Source organism: Streptomyces sp. NPDC096012 (assembly GCF_040426375.1).
Classification (GTDB): Bacteria; Actinomycetota; Actinomycetes; order Streptomycetales; family Streptomycetaceae; genus Streptomyces.
Window position 1 is genome coordinate 79,461 of sequence record NZ_JBEOTD010000033.1, and the last position, 14,760, is coordinate 94,220.

The 14,760-nt window shown below is 72.7% G+C and carries 13 protein-coding genes; 6 read left to right on the plus strand and 7 right to left on the minus strand.

Going from position 1 to position 14,760, the window contains the following annotated elements:
* Nucleotides 1–304 precede the first annotated feature (304 nt).
* Both ABVB68_RS27415 and ABVB68_RS27420 read left to right on the plus strand, forming a co-directional pair.
* Nucleotides 305–1,123: a universal stress protein gene (locus ABVB68_RS27415; protein ID WP_353603824.1), complete on the plus strand. Its 819-nt coding sequence runs from the start codon at nt 305–307 to the stop codon at nt 1,121–1,123.
* 237 nt (nt 1,124–1,360) lie between these two features.
* A complete protein-coding gene (locus tag ABVB68_RS27420) occupies nt 1,361–1,645 on the plus strand; it encodes a DUF1876 domain-containing protein (RefSeq protein WP_353603825.1) in 285 nt (94 codons plus the stop codon).
* Between the two features lie 11 nt (nt 1,646–1,656).
* Here ABVB68_RS27420 and ABVB68_RS27425 read toward each other — a convergent pair whose 3' ends face one another.
* Entirely contained in the window at nt 1,657–2,331 is a 675-nt protein-coding gene (locus ABVB68_RS27425) for a CBS domain-containing protein (RefSeq protein ID WP_353603826.1), read from the minus strand.
* A gap of 116 nt (nt 2,332–2,447) precedes the next feature.
* Between ABVB68_RS27425 and ABVB68_RS27430 the strand changes: the two genes are divergently transcribed.
* Nucleotides 2,448–3,368 (plus strand): DUF1918 domain-containing protein, encoded by a 921-nt coding sequence (locus tag ABVB68_RS27430; protein WP_353603827.1) that lies wholly within the window; start codon nt 2,448–2,450, stop codon nt 3,366–3,368.
* A 59-nt stretch (nt 3,369–3,427) separates the two neighbouring features.
* On the opposite strand, the gene ABVB68_RS27435 is transcribed toward ABVB68_RS27430, so the two are convergent.
* Nucleotides 3,428–4,075 (minus strand): CBS domain-containing protein, encoded by a 648-nt coding sequence (locus ABVB68_RS27435; protein ID WP_353603846.1) that lies wholly within the window; start codon nt 4,073–4,075, stop codon nt 3,428–3,430.
* 226 nt (nt 4,076–4,301) lie between these two features.
* On the opposite strand from ABVB68_RS27435, the gene ABVB68_RS27440 reads away from it, so the two are divergent.
* The gene (locus tag ABVB68_RS27440) at nt 4,302–5,177 is read left to right on the plus strand and encodes a universal stress protein (RefSeq protein WP_353603828.1); all 876 of its coding nucleotides are present in this window, start codon (nt 4,302–4,304) and stop codon (nt 5,175–5,177) included.
* A gap of 55 nt (nt 5,178–5,232) precedes the next feature.
* Complete coding sequence (locus ABVB68_RS27445; protein WP_353603829.1) at nt 5,233–7,662, plus strand: glycoside hydrolase family 65 protein; 2,430 nt, start codon at nt 5,233–5,235, stop codon at nt 7,660–7,662.
* Between the two features lie 254 nt (nt 7,663–7,916).
* Here ABVB68_RS27445 and ABVB68_RS27450 read toward each other — a convergent pair whose 3' ends face one another.
* Entirely contained in the window at nt 7,917–9,095 is a 1,179-nt protein-coding gene (locus tag ABVB68_RS27450; protein WP_353603830.1) for an acyl-CoA dehydrogenase family protein, read from the minus strand.
* A gap of 149 nt (nt 9,096–9,244) precedes the next feature.
* Complete coding sequence (locus tag ABVB68_RS27455; RefSeq protein ID WP_353603831.1) at nt 9,245–9,619, minus strand: four-helix bundle copper-binding protein; 375 nt, start codon at nt 9,617–9,619, stop codon at nt 9,245–9,247.
* 224 nt (nt 9,620–9,843) lie between these two features.
* Here ABVB68_RS27455 and ABVB68_RS27460 point away from each other — a divergent pair, with 224 nt between their 5' ends.
* Complete coding sequence (locus ABVB68_RS27460; RefSeq protein WP_353603832.1) at nt 9,844–10,209, plus strand: DUF6479 family protein; 366 nt, start codon at nt 9,844–9,846, stop codon at nt 10,207–10,209.
* A gap of 265 nt (nt 10,210–10,474) precedes the next feature.
* Here ABVB68_RS27460 and ABVB68_RS27465 read toward each other — a convergent pair whose 3' ends face one another.
* The 3 genes from ABVB68_RS27465 to ABVB68_RS27475 form a co-directional block, all read right to left on the minus strand.
* Nucleotides 10,475–10,930, minus strand: a complete 456-nt coding sequence (locus ABVB68_RS27465) for an RpiB/LacA/LacB family sugar-phosphate isomerase (protein ID WP_353603833.1) — start codon at nt 10,928–10,930, stop codon at nt 10,475–10,477.
* Between the two features lie 297 nt (nt 10,931–11,227).
* Nucleotides 11,228–12,478, minus strand: coding sequence for an ANTAR domain-containing protein (locus tag ABVB68_RS27470; RefSeq protein ID WP_353603834.1), 1,251 nt, complete (start codon nt 12,476–12,478; stop codon nt 11,228–11,230).
* Nucleotides 12,479–13,102: 624 nt separating this feature from the next.
* Nucleotides 13,103–14,095, minus strand: coding sequence for a glycosyltransferase family 9 protein (locus ABVB68_RS27475; RefSeq protein ID WP_353603835.1), 993 nt, complete (start codon nt 14,093–14,095; stop codon nt 13,103–13,105).
* Between the last annotated feature and the right edge of the window lie 665 nt (nt 14,096–14,760).

The following is a 14,760-nucleotide window of genomic DNA, read 5'->3' on the forward strand; positions in this document are numbered from 1 at the left end:
GAAGCGCCCGTGATCTGTGTCGTCCCCGTCTGCGCGTCGGCGGCCCGGAAGGCGGCGGCCAGGCTCCCGGATGGGCTGTGAGGCCTGCGGTGACGACTGGCGGCATGGCGACGGCCTCCGTCTCGTAAGAAGGTGGAGGGGGCGGCGGACGAACCCGACCGGTACGCGGTCCGCACGTCACGTGCATGACCCGGCGCGAGGCGTGTCTCCCTTCCGAGGATCCCCTGGGCCTCGGCGTGACGCACGTGGGGGCGCGGCTGCGGGCCCCCAGCCGTGGAATCCGGCATGAGAGGAGCCAGGCGCGGTGACCATTCCTCTGGTGGTGGGCGTCGACGGATCCGAGGCGAGCCTGGAAGCGGTCGACTGGGCCGCCGCGGAGGCGGCCCGGCACGGGATCCCGCTCCATCTGCTGCACGCGGCGGCCGGAGAGCAGGAAGCGTCCCAGGTGATCGGCGCCGCCTCCGCGCGCGCCCAGGAGCGCGCCCCAGCGGCCCGGTTGTCCAGCGAGGTCTCGCAGGAGGACGCGGCTTCGGCACTGGTCGGTAAGGGCCGTAACGCGTTCGCCTTGGTCCTGGGGTCCAGGGGACTCGGAGACCTCGCGGGCATGCTGTTGGGCTCGGTCAGCCTCGCCGTGGCGGCACGCGCCGACTGTCCGGTCATCGTGGTTCGCGGCTCCCCGGAGCATCGCGCTGGCCGTTTCGGAAGCGTGGTCGTGGGCATCGAGGACGGGGAAGGCAGCGGTACGGCCGCCGACTTCGCGTTGCGCGAGGCGGACGTGCGAGGCTGCCGGCTCGTGGCGGTGCATGCCTGGAGCGCACCGTCCGGGGCCTGTACGACCCCACAGGCCCCGTCGTGGTTCCTGGAAGCCCACCGGCGCCCGCCGGCACAGGTTCTCGACGACGCTCTGCGCCATCCCGCGGAGAGGTATCGGGACGCGGTGGTGAGCCGGAGACTGGTCGAGCGACCTGCGCGCCCGGCGCTGCTGGAAGCCGCCTCGACAGCGGATCCGCTGGTCGTGGGCGCCCGTCGACGACGTGGGCATCCGGGCCTGCAACTCGGCCTGACCAACCACGCACTGCTGCATCACGCACCGTGTCCAGTCGCCGTCGTCCCCCAGATGTGACCGCCCCACCGCGAGGCGAACGGAACGCAGCCGACTTCGAGGGCCGGTCGCCGGCTCGACAGGGACTTTCGGCCCTGTGGCCGCGGAACGCTGTCGTCCGATGGTGGAAAGACGGGGCCGCCCAGCGGGCGGCCGGATGCCGTCCACCCGGTTTCCAGCCGGCCCGTGCGGTGCGGTCACCTGGAGCACCGCTGCCCGGACTTCGGCGGCGCGCCGCACACTGGCAAGGAGAGAACGATGTCGCACACCGGACAGTGGAGCGTGCGTCTCCACCTCTTCGAAGACGACGGGACGACGAAGGCACACGTCACGCTGGACACCGGCACCACGGCGCTCACCGGGCGCGGAACCGCGCACTGCAACCCGGTGGACACGAACGTGCCGGAGATCGGCGACGAACTGGCGGCGGGGAGGGCCATGCACGACCTCGCCCACCAGCTGCTGAACGCCGCCGACCGCGACGTCCAGGGCATGGCAGCGTCCCGTCCCAGCGCCCCTCAGGCTGCTGGACGGCCCGCGTGACCCCGACGGGCTCAGCTGTCGCCGGACGCGTCCCGCGAGTCGTCCTTCCGGTAGGAGAGATTCCCTGACACCGACACCACGCCGTCGACGCCACGGCACAACTGCTCGACGACGGGAATCAGACTCCTGTACTCGACGGTGCCGGCGAGCGTCACCCGCCCGTCGCGCACCTCCGCGTTCACGTCCCGCGGATCGAGTCCCAAGGTGCGCCGCAGCAGGTCGCCGGTGATCTCCTCGCGGACGGCCTCGTCACGACGGAGGAAGACCCGCAGCAGATCACCACGGCTCACGATGCCCAGGAGCCGGTCCGTCTCGTCCACCACGGGCAGTCGTTTGACGTTCTGGGTCTCCATGAGGCGGGCGGCCTCGACCACGGTCCACTCCGGACGTGCGCAGACCGCGGGAGCGGACATCAGTTCCTCGGCACGGGAGCCCTCGGCCTTGGCCCGTTCCCAGGCCTCCAGGTGGGGGATGGGTGTCCTGCCCGAGGGGTCGGCCTGGTCGGCGCTCTTGCGGAGCAGGTCCGCCTCGGACACCACACCCAGCGGACGGTCCAGCTCGTCCACCACGGGCACAGCGGTGACGCCGTTCTCCTCCAGCAATCTGACGAGCTCCTTGAACGGCGTGTCACGCCGCGCCCGGACGACGTCCCGGCTCATGAGCTCCTCGACCGTTCGGTGGTGCATGTCGCCTCCCGGGAACGTGCCACCCACCTCGCGGAGACGGGGCAGCCGCCCCGTGCGGCAGTGTGGCCCGCGTGGCAGGTTGGATACAGCACCATTCTGAGGAGAGGGCGGCGATCATGCGAGCTCACCTCGGCGATCAACTCGTCGTCGAAAGTCCGGCGACCGGCGCCGCCAGGCGCGACGGCGAAATCGTCGGACTGCATCACGAGGACGGAACTCCCCCCTACGAGGTGCGCTGGTCGGACACGGACGAAGTGACACTCGTGTTCCCTGGTCCCGACGCCCACATCCACCACCTCGAACACGACCGACCAGTGGCCTCACGTGAGCCCCTGCCGGACACACACGAGGCGGAGACCGTGTTCACCGCTCCGCGGCCGGCCAGGGCGCCCGATCCCGGCGACATCGGACGGCGGGTGGCGGCCGAACGCCGGCGGCAAGGGCTGAGCCTGGTGGAAGCGGCGCGCCGTGCCGTGATGTCGCCCGACTACCTCGCCTACCTGGAGGACCGGCCCGCCAACCCGAGTCTTGCGACTCTCGTCCGGCTGGCCGACGCCCTGGGCACCACGGTCGCGGCGCTGCGTGGCGGAGGCACGGATCTTCCACCCGGTCAGGGCCACGCACTGCTGCACCCCCGGCTGCGGGACCTGGCCCCGGAGGAGTGCCGCACCCTGCTGTCCACGCACGGCGTGGGGCGCGTCTCGGTGTCGGCGTCCGACGGCCGCCCGGCAGTCGTCCCGGTCAACTACGAGATCGTCGACGACGCCATCGTCTTCCGAACCGCGCCCGACTCCGTGGCCGCGGCGGCAGCCGAGACGGAGGTCGCCTTCGAGGTCGACCACGTGGACGACGCCCTGAGCCAGGGCTGGAGTGTGCTCGCGGTCGGCCCCGCCGGCGTGGTGACCGAGCCCGAGGCCGTACGCAGGCTCGCCCAGCAGGCCCACACCAGCCCATGGGCCGGTGGCGAGCGCGAGATGTGGGTGTCGATCCGGCCCACGAGCCTCACGGGCCGCCGGATCACGCCGCCCGATCAGTAGAGAATCACGGCTCACCCGCCCTGTGAGACGAACCGGGACGCCCACCGACGTCCACGGGGTCACTCGGCCGGGCAGGGGCGGGCCGGGCCGGACTCCTCCCCGCGAAGCTGCTGGGACTCGACGCCCACCACGCCCTCCATGCCATGGACGAGGCGCTCGGCGACCCAGATGAGCGAAGTGTCGTGGACGGGCCCGCGGAGCGTGACGATCCCGTCCCGCACGGACACGCGGATGGCATGCGCGTGCTTGGGGAACAGGTAGGACACCACCGTGCGGCGGACCTCCTCCTCGATGTCCTCGTCCGGACGCTGGAACACCTTCAGCAGGTCCCCACGGCTGACGACGCCACGCAGCCGGTCCGCGTCGTCGACCACGGGCAACCGTTTGACGTGGTGTACCGCCATGCGGCGGGCCGCCTGGGCGAGGGTGTCGTCCGGCCGGACCGTGACAGCGGGCGTGCTCATCACCTCCTCGGCGGTCATGCCCTCCGCCTTGGCCAGGTCGGACCGGCGTCGGATCCGCTCGAATCGGGTCGGCTCACGACCCCGGAACTCCTCCTTGGGCAGCAGGTCGGCCTCGGACACCACCCCGACGACCCGCCCCTCGCCGCTGACGACCGGCACGGCACTCACACAGCGCTCGTCCATGACCCGCACGATCTCCTTGAAGCGCGCGTCGCACCCGACGGCGACAGCGGGCGCGGTCATCACATCGCTCATGATGTGTGGAACGGCGACTGGCATGTCCTGAGTCCCTGAACGGTTCCGGAGGGGGTTGGCCCGGCCACTGCCTCCAGCATCACGGCGAGCGCACCCACCGCAAACCGGCCGGTGACCGACCAGTCCTGGCAGTGGCGTGTCGCGGCGCCGAGCAGGCGGTGCGACCGTATTCACAGGGGCTCTCGGCATCCGGGCGGCAAAGGCGGTGACGGCGATGGACCTCCCCCTGGTGGTGGGCGTCGACGGATCGGACTCCAGTCTGACGGCGGTCGACTGGGCCGTGGACGAGGCGGCACGGCACGGGCTGCCTCTTCACCTCGTCCATGCCTCTCTGTGGGAGATGTACGAGGGAGTCCAGCCGTCCTTCACCACGGACCGCCCGGCCGAGGAGGTCATGGCCGAGCACATCGTCGCGTCCTGCGTGGAACGGGCTCGACGCCGCGACCCCGAGGTGAAGGTCTCGGGCGAGGTACTGGCCGAGGACGCCGTATCCGCGCTGCTGCGGGCGGGTCCCGAGGCGTTCGCTCTGGTCACGGGCGCACGCGGGCGAGGCGGGATCGCCGGGATGCTCCTGGGGTCCGTCAGCCTCGCGGTCGCGGCTCGCGCCGGCTGCCCGGTCGTCGTGGTCCGCGGCGCGGAACCGAACCGCCGGGGAGCCTTCGGCCGCATCGTCGTGGGCGTCGGGGACCCGACCGGCAGCGCGGCGGCGGTACGGTTCGCCGTCCGCGAGGCCGAGGTGCGCGGTTGCGCCCTGACGGCCGTGCGGGCCTGGCGCAATCCGTCGCAGGAGCCGGTGGACCACATGCTGATCGCGGACGACGCCGCCCGGCTGCGCGAGGAGCGGGCGGCCGCAGGTCTCGACGACGCCCTGCGCGAGGCCGTACGAGCGCACCCACAGGTCGACGTCCGACGTCAGCCGCTCGAAGGCCCCGCCCACAGGACTCTCCTGAAGGCATCGGCCGAGGCCGATCTGATCGTCGTCGGCGCCCAGCGACGGCACGGACACTTCGGTCTGCAGCTCGGGAGGGTCGCCCACGCCCTCCTGCACCACTCGGACTGCCCGGTCGCCGTCGTTCCCCAGCCGGTCTGACACTCGCCGCACGTACGTGGGCTTCCGGGCCTCCGGAGGATAGGGAGGGTGGCGGATGCCGGAGTGGACGTGGGAGTGGACGGGCTACGACCCCGCCGCCGAACGACTGCGCGAATCCCTCTGCACCCTCGGCAACGGATACTTCGCCACGCGGGGCGCGCTGCCCGAGCGCCGGGCCGGCCTGGTGCACTACCCGGCGACCTACGTGGCCGGCTGCTACAACCGCCTGGAGTCGACCGTGACGGGGCGGCGTGTGGTGAACGAGGATCTGGTCAACCTGCCCAACTGGCTGCTTCTCCGGTTGCGTCTGCGCCACGCCCGGGGAGCGTGGGGTCCGTGGATCTCTCCCAGTACGCACGCCCTCCTGGACCACAGGCACACCCTGGATCTGCGCCGCGGCACGCTCACCCGGTCCTTCCGCCACCGGATGGACGACAGGGGTGAACTCAGCGTCGAGCAGATCCGCTTGGTGCACATGGGGGATCCCCACCTGGCCGCACTGCGCACGGTCATCACGGCCGAGGACTGGTCGGGCGAGATCGAGATCGAAAGCTCGATCGACGGGGAGGTGACCAACGGCAACGTGCACCGTTACCGCGCTCTCAACCGCCACCATGTGACCCATGTGCGCACCGGTGCCCACGAGCCCCACACGGTCTGTCTGACCTGCCGGACCAACACGTCGGACATCTCCATCGCCCTCGCCGCCCGGACGACGGTCATGGCCGACGGGGCTCCGGCCTCGTCAGTGCTCCGCCCGGCCCGCCAACGCGCGGTCCACCGTCTGGTGGTCGCCTTCTCACCGGGCCGAACCATCACCGTGGACAAGACCGTGGCGCTCCACACCTCGCGCGACACGGCGATCAGCGACCCGCTCGGCGAAGCCGTCGACCGGGTGACCACAGCACCGGACTTCCCCACCCTGCTGGACTCCCACGGCGCCGCATGGGAACGGCTGTGGCGGCGGGCCGACATCCAGGTGCCCGGCGAAGCCGGCCGCATCCTGCGCTTCCACCTCTTCCACGTCCTGCAGACGCTGTCACCCCACACGGCGGACCTGGACGTGGGAGTGCCCGCCCGGGGCCTGCACGGCGAGGCGTACCGGGGCCATGTGTTCTGGGACGAGCTCTTTGTGCTGCCGTACCTCAACCTGCACTTCCCGGAGGTCTCCCGGTCCCTGTTGAACTACCGCTATCGTCGCCTCGCGCGGGCCTGCGGAGCGGCCACGGCGAAAGGCCGATCCGGCGCGATGTACCCGTGGCAGAGCGGCAGCGACGGCCGTGAGGAGTCCCAGGAATGGCACCTCAACCCCACGTCGGGCCGCTGGCTGCCCGACCACTCCCGCCTCCAGCACCACGTGGGTTCCGCGATCGCCTACAACGTCTGGCAGTACTGCGAGGCCACCGGCGACACGGAGTACCTGCACACCAGGGGCGCGGAGATGCTGCTGCAGATCTCCCGCTTCTGGGCGGACCTCGCCGTCCTCGACCCCGGGACCGGCCGCTACCGCATCCGCGGTGTCGTCGGCCCCGACGAGTACCACGACGGCTACCCGGGTGCCGCCTCGCCGGGACTGGACGACAACGCCTACACCAACGTCACCGCGGCGTGGGTTCTCACCCGCACCCTGCAACTCCTGCGAGGGCTGCCCGCGTGGCGGCGCGAGGAACTGCTCGACCGGCTCCGGCTCGGCGTCGACGAGCTGCAGGAGTGGGAGGAGGTCTCCCGCCGGCTCCGGGTGCCGTTCCACCGGGGCGTGATCAGCCAGTTCGAGGGTTACGACGACCTCGTCGAACTGGACTGGGAGGCCTACCGTGCGCGCTACCGCACCATTCGCAGGCTGGACCGGATCCTGGAAGCGGAGGGCGACACGGCCAACCGTTACAAGGCGTCCAAGCAGGCCGACGTCCTGATGCTCGGCTACCTGTTCTCGCCCGCCGAGCTCGGAGCCCTGTTCCGGCGTCTCGGGTACGACCTGGACGACGACGTCTGGCGCAGAACCGTGGACTACTACCTCCAGCGCACCAGCCACGGCTCCACCCTCAGCGAACTCGTCCACGGCTTCGTCCTCGCCCGGGCCAGACGCGCCGACGCATGGCAGTACGTCCACGAGGCACTGGAGGCGGACGTCGCCGACATCCAGGGCGGCACGACCGGCGAAGGGATCCACCTCGGGGCCATGGCCGGGACCCTCGACCTGGTCCAGCGGGGCCTGTCAGGGCTGGAGACTCGTGAGGACGCCCTGTGGCTGGACCCGGTGCCTCTGCCGCCCCTCTCCGAGTACGGGTTCACGGTGCACTATCGCGGTCACTGGGGCGTCGGCATACGCCGCCGGAGCGGGCAGCTGGAGATCAGCGTGCCGGACTCGGCGGAATCCCCGATTCGCGTGATGCTCGTCGATCGGGCGGTGACCATCGCGCCGGGGGAAACCTGCTCGCTCGTGGTGCCGGACGTCTTCCCGGACCGCGCCCGGGGTCAGACCTGACCTCGTTCCTGCGAGCCGGTGCCGGCCCACGGCGTTCTCCTGTCGCCGGAGCGGCTCAGCCTGACGAGGGAGGCGTTCAGCGCGGTGGCGAGGGCACGCCAGGAGGCGGCATAGGGGGCCAGTACACCTGCATCAAGGGGTGACACCGCCTCAGCAGCGGCGTGAACCCCGGGTCGCGTGCCCTGAGGACAGTCCGTGATCTTGATGTCGACCATCCCCGGTCTGCGGCAACTGAAGCCTGCAGCCGCAAGAAGCTAACGCCGGACCCTCGGCATCCCCAGGCCGATCCACGAGATGATCTCGCGCTGGATCTCGTTGTTGCCGCCGCCGAAGGTGAAGATGACCGCCGAGCGGTAGCCGCGCTCCAGTTCACCGTGCAATACGGCGCCCGCGGAGCCCTCCTTGAGGGGGCCGGCCGCGGCGACGATCTCCATGAGCCAGGCGTAGGCGTCGCGGCGGGCCTCGGAGCCGTAGACCTTGACGGCCGAGGCGTCCTGCGGGGTGAGCGTGCCGTCCTCGACGGCCGAGACCATCTGCCAGTTGAGGAGCTTCATCGCCTCGAGCCGGGTGTGGGTGCGGGCCAGCAGCCGGCGCACCCAGGGCAGGTCGGCCACCCGGCGGCCGTCGGCGAGCTTGGTCCCGCGCGTCCAGCGCTGCACGTCGTGCAGGGCGCGGATGGCCATGGTGCCGTGCGCGGCGAGGGTGACGCGCTCGTGGTTGAGCTGGTTGGTGATCAGCCGCCAGCCCTGGTTCTCCTCCCCGACCCGGCGGGAGACGGGGACCCGGATGTCCTCGTAGTAGCTCGCGGTGGTGTCGTGCGAGGCCAGGGTGTTGATGACCGTGCAGGAGTAGCCGGGTTCGGAGGTCGGCACCAGCAGCATGGTGATGCCCTTGTGCGGTGGCGCCTCGGGGTCGGTGCGCACGGCCAGCCACACCCAGTCCGCGGTGTCGCCGTTGGTGGTCCAGACCTTCTGCCCGTTGACGACGTACTCGTCCCCGTCGCGGACGGCCCGGGTCGTCAGGGCGGCCAGGTCGGTGCCGGCGCCGGGCTCGCTGTAACCGATCGCGAAGTCGATCTCGCCGGACAGCACGCGCGGCAGGAAGTACGCCTTCTGCTCGTGCGTACCGAACCGCATGAGCGTGGGACCGACCGTGTTCAGGGCCATCAGGGGCAGGGGCACACCGGCCTGCGCGGCCTCGTCGAAGAAGATGAACTGCTCCATCGCCGTCATGCCGCGCCCGCCGTACTCCTCGGGCCAGCCGACGCCGAGCCAGCCGTCCGCGCCCAGTCTGCGGATGGTGTCGCGGTAGAACCGCTTGCGTGCCGCCGGGTCGGCGTACCGGGCATAGGCGTTGTCCGGTACCAGCCGGGCGAAGTAGGCGCGCAGCTCGGCGCGCAGTCGCAACTGCTCGGGCGTGTGATCGAGGTGCACGGCGCCTCCAGGCTCCCCAAGGGCGGTCCTGACGGCGCACACGGTAGAACGTGTTCCAAAAATTGGGAATGGCATGCCTGCGGCGAATCGGCGCGGCCGGGATACGACGCGGCGCGCCGAGCACCTTCGGTCGGCGTGCGCGCCCCGAGTCAGCTGAGGCTCTCCAGGAAGCGCGAGCACGCCTCGGCGCAGGCCCGGCACGTCGCCGCCGCCGGTTCGGCGCCGGGGCAGGCGCCGAAGGCGTGGGCGCTTTCGAGGCAGACCGAGCGGCACCATTCGAGCCGGACCCGGATGCCGTCCTCGTCCTGCTGGTTCTCCTCGCACAGCGCACGGCAGGTGGCGTCGCACACCTCGGCGCACATGATGCCCAGCCGGCGCACGCGCTCCTGGCCCTCCGAGCCGTCCGGGTCGACGAGGCTGGCCCGGACCGCGCAGACCCGGGCGCACTCCGTGCACGCCTGGGCACACGTGAAGCGGTCCTCGAGGAACCGGTAGAGCTGCTGCGGTGAAGCCGACGGTGTCACCCCGTGCGGGTAGCCGGGGCGGGAGGCCGCAAACACCACCGCGGACGGGAATGGCGGCGGGAGGACGGGCGAGAGCTGCCGGCGGGAACGTGCGGGGCACCGGCCTCGCACTCAGGCAGGGTGGCGACCTTTCGCACACAGGCAGGGTGTGTGCTCGCGGTCCGTCCGCATCCGGCCACCCAAGGTGTCCGGTTCGTGCAGTTATGGGTGGGTAGAACTGTTCTATGACTACCGCATCGACGCAGCTGGCCGCAGCGAGCGGCCTGATGAGCCTTGTGTTGTTCGTCGTGGCCGTGGGTGTCCTGGCGCTGCTCGCCGGCGGCTTCTGGCTGAACTCCCGCAACAGGTACCACGAGTCCGCTCGCCCCCGTCCCGAAGAGCAGCCGAAGCTGCCACCGGAGGGGGCCGTGCACGAGATCCGGGAGAACCGGGAATCGGCGGAGGTGCCGCAGACCCCCAAGGGCGGCCGCCCGCTCACCCCGTACGAGCTGTCCAACATGGATACCAGGACGAGCGAGTCCAAGGACCGCCCGCGCTGGAGTCGCGGGTCCAGCGGCTCGTTCGGTGGCGGCGGACTCGGCGCCCACTGAAATCCCAGGCCCGCCCGGGTGATGCCGCCCCACCCGTCCGAGCCCTCCGCGGACTGTCGGTCCGGCCGCTCGGCTCCCGGCCGGGCGGGCGGACCAGCCCGCGCCCCGGGGTCACCGGCCCGCTCCGGACCGCCGAGCCGTTCCCTCGCCTGAGTCGGGCCGACGGGTGCTGAGCCGCTCCGCTCTCCTGAGGCCGGTCCGCCGGGTGCCGAGCCGTTCCGCCCCCGTGGCCGGCCGGTCGCCCGTGGGAGCGTTCCGGGCGGCGTCAGGAATCGTTCCGGGCGGCGTCCAGTCGGCCGACGCGGGCCACGTTCCGCACGTCCTCCGGATCCTCGCTCGGCTCGCCGGCGAACCATGCGTCGAGGATCTCCCTCAGCACCGGCTCCGAGGTCAGCCGCAGGCTGAGCGCGAGCACATTGGCGTCGTTCCAGCGGCGGGCGCCGTCCGCCGTGGTGGCGTCCGTGCACAGAGCGGCGCGTACGCCGGGCACCTTGTTCGCCGCGATGGACGCGCCGGTACCGGTCCAGCAGCACACCACCGCCTGCTCGGCCAGGCCCTCGACGACGTCCCGGGCGGCGGCCTCCGAGCACACCGCCCACTGCGCGTCCGCACCGGGGCGCAGCGCGCCGTGCGCGCGCACGGCGTGGCCGCGCTGCCTCAGTTCCGCAACGAGGAGCCGGGCGACGGGTTCGTCCATGTCGGAGGAGACGGAGATACGCATATCCGGAGGGTAGTGCCCTGGCACGTCACGGCGGATCCGGTCCGGGCACACCACCGCCCCGCGGCCGCCGCCTACGGGCGGTGGGGCTGACAGGCCGTGTGTGCGAGGGAGCGGCCGAGCACCGGGCGGACCGACCACGGGGGGCGGAACGGCTCGGGACCCGGCGGACCGGCCACAGGAGAGCCGAGCAGCTCAGCACCCGTCGGCCCGACTCAGGCGAGGGGAGGGCTCAGCACCCGTCGGCCCGACTCAGGCGAGGGAACGACTCGGCACCCGGCGGACCGACCTCAACCGACCTCAGAGGGCGGAGCGGCTCAGCGTCCGGTGGATGTGTTCGAGGGCGTCGAGCAGCACCGAGCGGTGGTACCAGCTCAGCCATGCCGCGGTGTCGGCGGCCAGTTCACCGAGGGCCGCGGCCTGGGCGCCGGTCGGCCGGTGGCCGGCGTCGGGCCACAAGAGGGTGGTCACGCCGGTGCAGGAACCGGCCGAGTTCAGCACGGGGATGCTCTGCAGGGCGTGCGTGCCGGTGGTCAGCAGGGCACGCCGGTACTCGTCGGAGAGCAGGGCGTCGGTGGAGGTGTCCGGCACGCTCACCCGCCGCGCCCGTGTCCGGGCCACCGCGTCGGCCGTGCCGTCGTCCCGGCCGCGCATGAGGTGGTCGAGGAACGTCTCCGCGCAGCCGTGGTGGGTCTCCAGCACCAGCGCGTTGACTGCAGGATCGACGAACCGCAGGTAGCCGGCCGGCGCCCGCCCGATGGCCAGCGCCTCGTGCAGCACGGCGTCGACCATCTGCCGGCGGCAGCGCGGGTCACGACCGCCCCTGCCGAGGTGCCGCAGCCGCGGCACCGGCAGACAGCGGCGGCCCGGGAACCACATCTCGCCGTCCGGTGGCCGGGCCACCACGACGGCGGAGACGATGACGCGCAACGGCACGTTGAACCGCTGGGATGCCTCGCGCAGCACCCGGAAGGCGCTGCCGGAGTCCGGCAGGCCGTAGCGGACCATCAGCGTTCCCTGTGCCATGCCGATCACCGGTGCGGTGCGCAGCCGGGCGCGCAGGGCGCGGACCTCCTTGTGCAGATCCTCGTACGAGGGCCGCAGCGGGTCGGTGATCTGCGACCGCCAGGCCGGCAGCTCCTCCACCCGCGTCGCGGTGCGGGCCAGTTCGCGCAGCGCCTCGTCGAGGGTGGCGTACAGCAGGACGCCGTCCAGGCGGGCGAGGTGGACCGCCTCCCGCACCCCGGGCCTGGCCCGCACGACGATCAGGTCCGGCCGCCCGGTGCGCGCCCGGGCCGTCTCGCTGAGCGTGCGCAGCACGGCGGCGCCGCCCAGCTGTACGTGGGCCATGTCGAGGACGGGTCGCAGTCCGGCGCGGTCGGCCCGTCGCAGGTGCCCGAGCAGTTCCGCCGACCAGGCTTTGGCGCCGTGCGCGTCGAGGTTGCCCGACATGCGCAGCAGGAGGGCGCCCTCGGCGGGCAGTCCCTCGACCACGGAGGACTCGATGACCAGGTGTGCCGGTGCGCCGGAACGGTCGGGAGGGGCTTTCATGGCATCACCCAGACAGGACATCGCAGACGACTTCGACCGGCCTCTTCGTGACCTTGCACCACCATGCACGTCAGGGGGGCGACGCTCAACCGCACCGGTGGGCACACCGGCGACCGTGGCCGCCCGGCCCGTCCGACCGGGCTCCGGGGCCGCTGCCCGGACTCCGGGACGGCTGCCCGGCAACGGGACGGCCGCGCCCGGCGGTCGCGGGCGTCGCGGGACCGTGCGTGCGGGCGGCAACCGCCGTCGCGGCGCCCGGCGTCAGGGCACCACGCACCGCGCACCTCACACCTCACACCTCACACGGCGCACCTCGCACCATGGGGCTACGGCCCTACGGCCCCACGCACTCGTCGGTGAACCGCCGGCACGGTCACGGCGGGCTCGGTCGGCGCACCCGTGTCCCCCGCGTACGACTCGTCCGGCATACCGCCGTCCGGGTGAGTGAGTGCCCCGCTGCACGACCGGGGATCAGCGGTCGCCACGGCACGGCACGCCGCGCCACGGCACGGCGAGGGTGCGCGGGAGTTCGTTCGTCGCGACGGTTGTGGGTGAGCGGGCCGGCGGCCGTACGGTTGTCCGGTCCGTCGGGGGCGTCAGGTCCTGGCGCGGCGCGGGGCCTGCTCAGTGGACCTGTGCCGCCTGCGGCCCGAACTGCCGGGGGTGGCCCCGTACCGTCCGGAGCAGCGTGAGGCAGCCGGCGGCGACCTCGCCGGTGCGTATGCGCAGGAGGCGGACGTCGGGGGTGCGGCCGTGCGGGTCGCCGGGCGGGCCGGGCTTCCACAGGACCAGGTGGTCGGGGCTGGGGGGCGGTCCCCACAGGCGGGGGGAGACGGGCCCGAACAGGGTGACGGAGCGGGTGCCGTGGGCGACCGCGAGATGCGCGAGGCCGGTGTCGCCGCTGAGCACGAGGGAGGCCTCGGCCACCAGCGCGGACAGTTCCCCGAGGGGCAGGCCGCCGCTCAGCACGTCGTGGGCCGGCTGCCCGCTGCGCTCGGCGACCGAGCGCACCAGGACCTCCTCCCCCGGGCCACCGGTGAGGACCACGTGGTGTCCGGCGGCGCGCAGGCACCGTACGACGGCGGCGAACCGCTCCTGTGGCCAGCGGCGCGAACCCGAGGCCGCTCCCGGGTGCACGAGCACCGCACCGGGCGCCGGTGACGGCGTACCGGGGCGGGGCAGCCGCAGGTCCAGGGGGTCGGCCGGGATGCCGTAACCGTCCAGGAAGGCGCACCAGCGGTCCCGTTCGTGGGCGTGGCCGCGCCACGGCGGCCCGTCGGGACAGGCGTGGGCGAGCAGCCGGCCCGGGTGCAGGGCGGCGAGCGCGTCGCGGCTCTCGGGGCCGTTGCCGTGCAGGTCGATCGCCACCTCGGGCGGCGGTCCGGCCCAGTGTGCGAGGGACGGCACCGCCCGCCCCGCCGCCTCGGCCGGGAAGACGGCGTCGACCGCGCCGGTGGCCAGGGCGAGTTCGGTCAGGGCCGGTGGCTGCGCCAGGACGATCCGGTGGCCCGGGAAACACCGCCGCACTCCGCGCAGCGCGGGCACGCCGGCCAGGAGATCACCGAGACCGAGGGCGCGCAGCAGCAGGACGGTCGGGGGGTGCGGGGTGCGGATCACCGAGTCGGTCCTCCGGTCGATGCGAGAGCGAGTGGCGGGCGGCGGTTCACTCCGTGCCCGGGGCGGACCCACGGGACATGGCCGAGGCCGGTCCCGCGAGACGTGGCCGAGGCGGAACCCGGAGAACACGGCCGAGGCCGGTCCTCCGAGACGTGACCGAAGGTCCTACCCGGGGAACCCGGCCGAGGCGGACTCACCGGACAGAGCCGACGTCGACCCACGGAACGCCGTGCGGCCCGGATACCCGGCCGGTGGGCAAGATCACCCCACCGGTCGGAAGGGGGCCACCGTTGGAAGACCTCTGCCGTCGGGCCCGGTGACTGCCACGGGTTCCGGCGGGCCGGAGGGCGCAGGGCGAACTCGGCGGCTACGACGCGCCACCTGCCGTGGGGCCCCGCGACGACCACGGGTGGGACAGGCTCGGCGATCGGGCGAACTCCGCGGTCACGACGCCCCACCAGCCGTAGGGGCCCCGCGACGACCACCAGCGGGACAAGCTCGGCGATCATGCCGCGCCTCCCGCCCTCGAACCCCGCAACGACCGCGCGTTCCGGCGGAACCACCGGTGCCGGGCGAACTCCGCGGTCACGACGCCCCACCAGCCGTAGGGGCCCCGCGACGACCACCAGCGGGACAAGCTCGGCGATCATGCCGCGCCTCCCGCC

Coding starts and splice junctions, on each gene's coding strand:
- ABVB68_RS27420 (WP_353603825.1), top strand. CDS start 1,361: ATGTCGCACACCGGACAGTGGAGCGTGCGTCTCCACCTCTTCGAAGAC.
- ABVB68_RS27425 (WP_353603826.1), bottom strand. CDS start 2,331: ATGCACCACCGAACGGTCGAGGAGCTCATGAGCCGGGACGTCGTCCGG.
- ABVB68_RS27430 (WP_353603827.1), top strand. CDS start 2,448: ATGCGAGCTCACCTCGGCGATCAACTCGTCGTCGAAAGTCCGGCGACC.
- ABVB68_RS27435 (WP_353603846.1), bottom strand. CDS start 4,075: ATGACCGCGCCCGCTGTCGCCGTCGGGTGCGACGCGCGCTTCAAGGAG.
- ABVB68_RS27440 (WP_353603828.1), top strand. CDS start 4,302: ATGGACCTCCCCCTGGTGGTGGGCGTCGACGGATCGGACTCCAGTCTG.
- ABVB68_RS27445 (WP_353603829.1), top strand. CDS start 5,233: ATGCCGGAGTGGACGTGGGAGTGGACGGGCTACGACCCCGCCGCCGAA.
- ABVB68_RS27460 (WP_353603832.1), top strand. CDS start 9,844: ATGACTACCGCATCGACGCAGCTGGCCGCAGCGAGCGGCCTGATGAGC.
- ABVB68_RS27465 (WP_353603833.1), bottom strand. CDS start 10,930: ATGCGTATCTCCGTCTCCTCCGACATGGACGAACCCGTCGCCCGGCTC.
- ABVB68_RS27470 (WP_353603834.1), bottom strand. CDS start 12,478: ATGAAAGCCCCTCCCGACCGTTCCGGCGCACCGGCACACCTGGTCATC.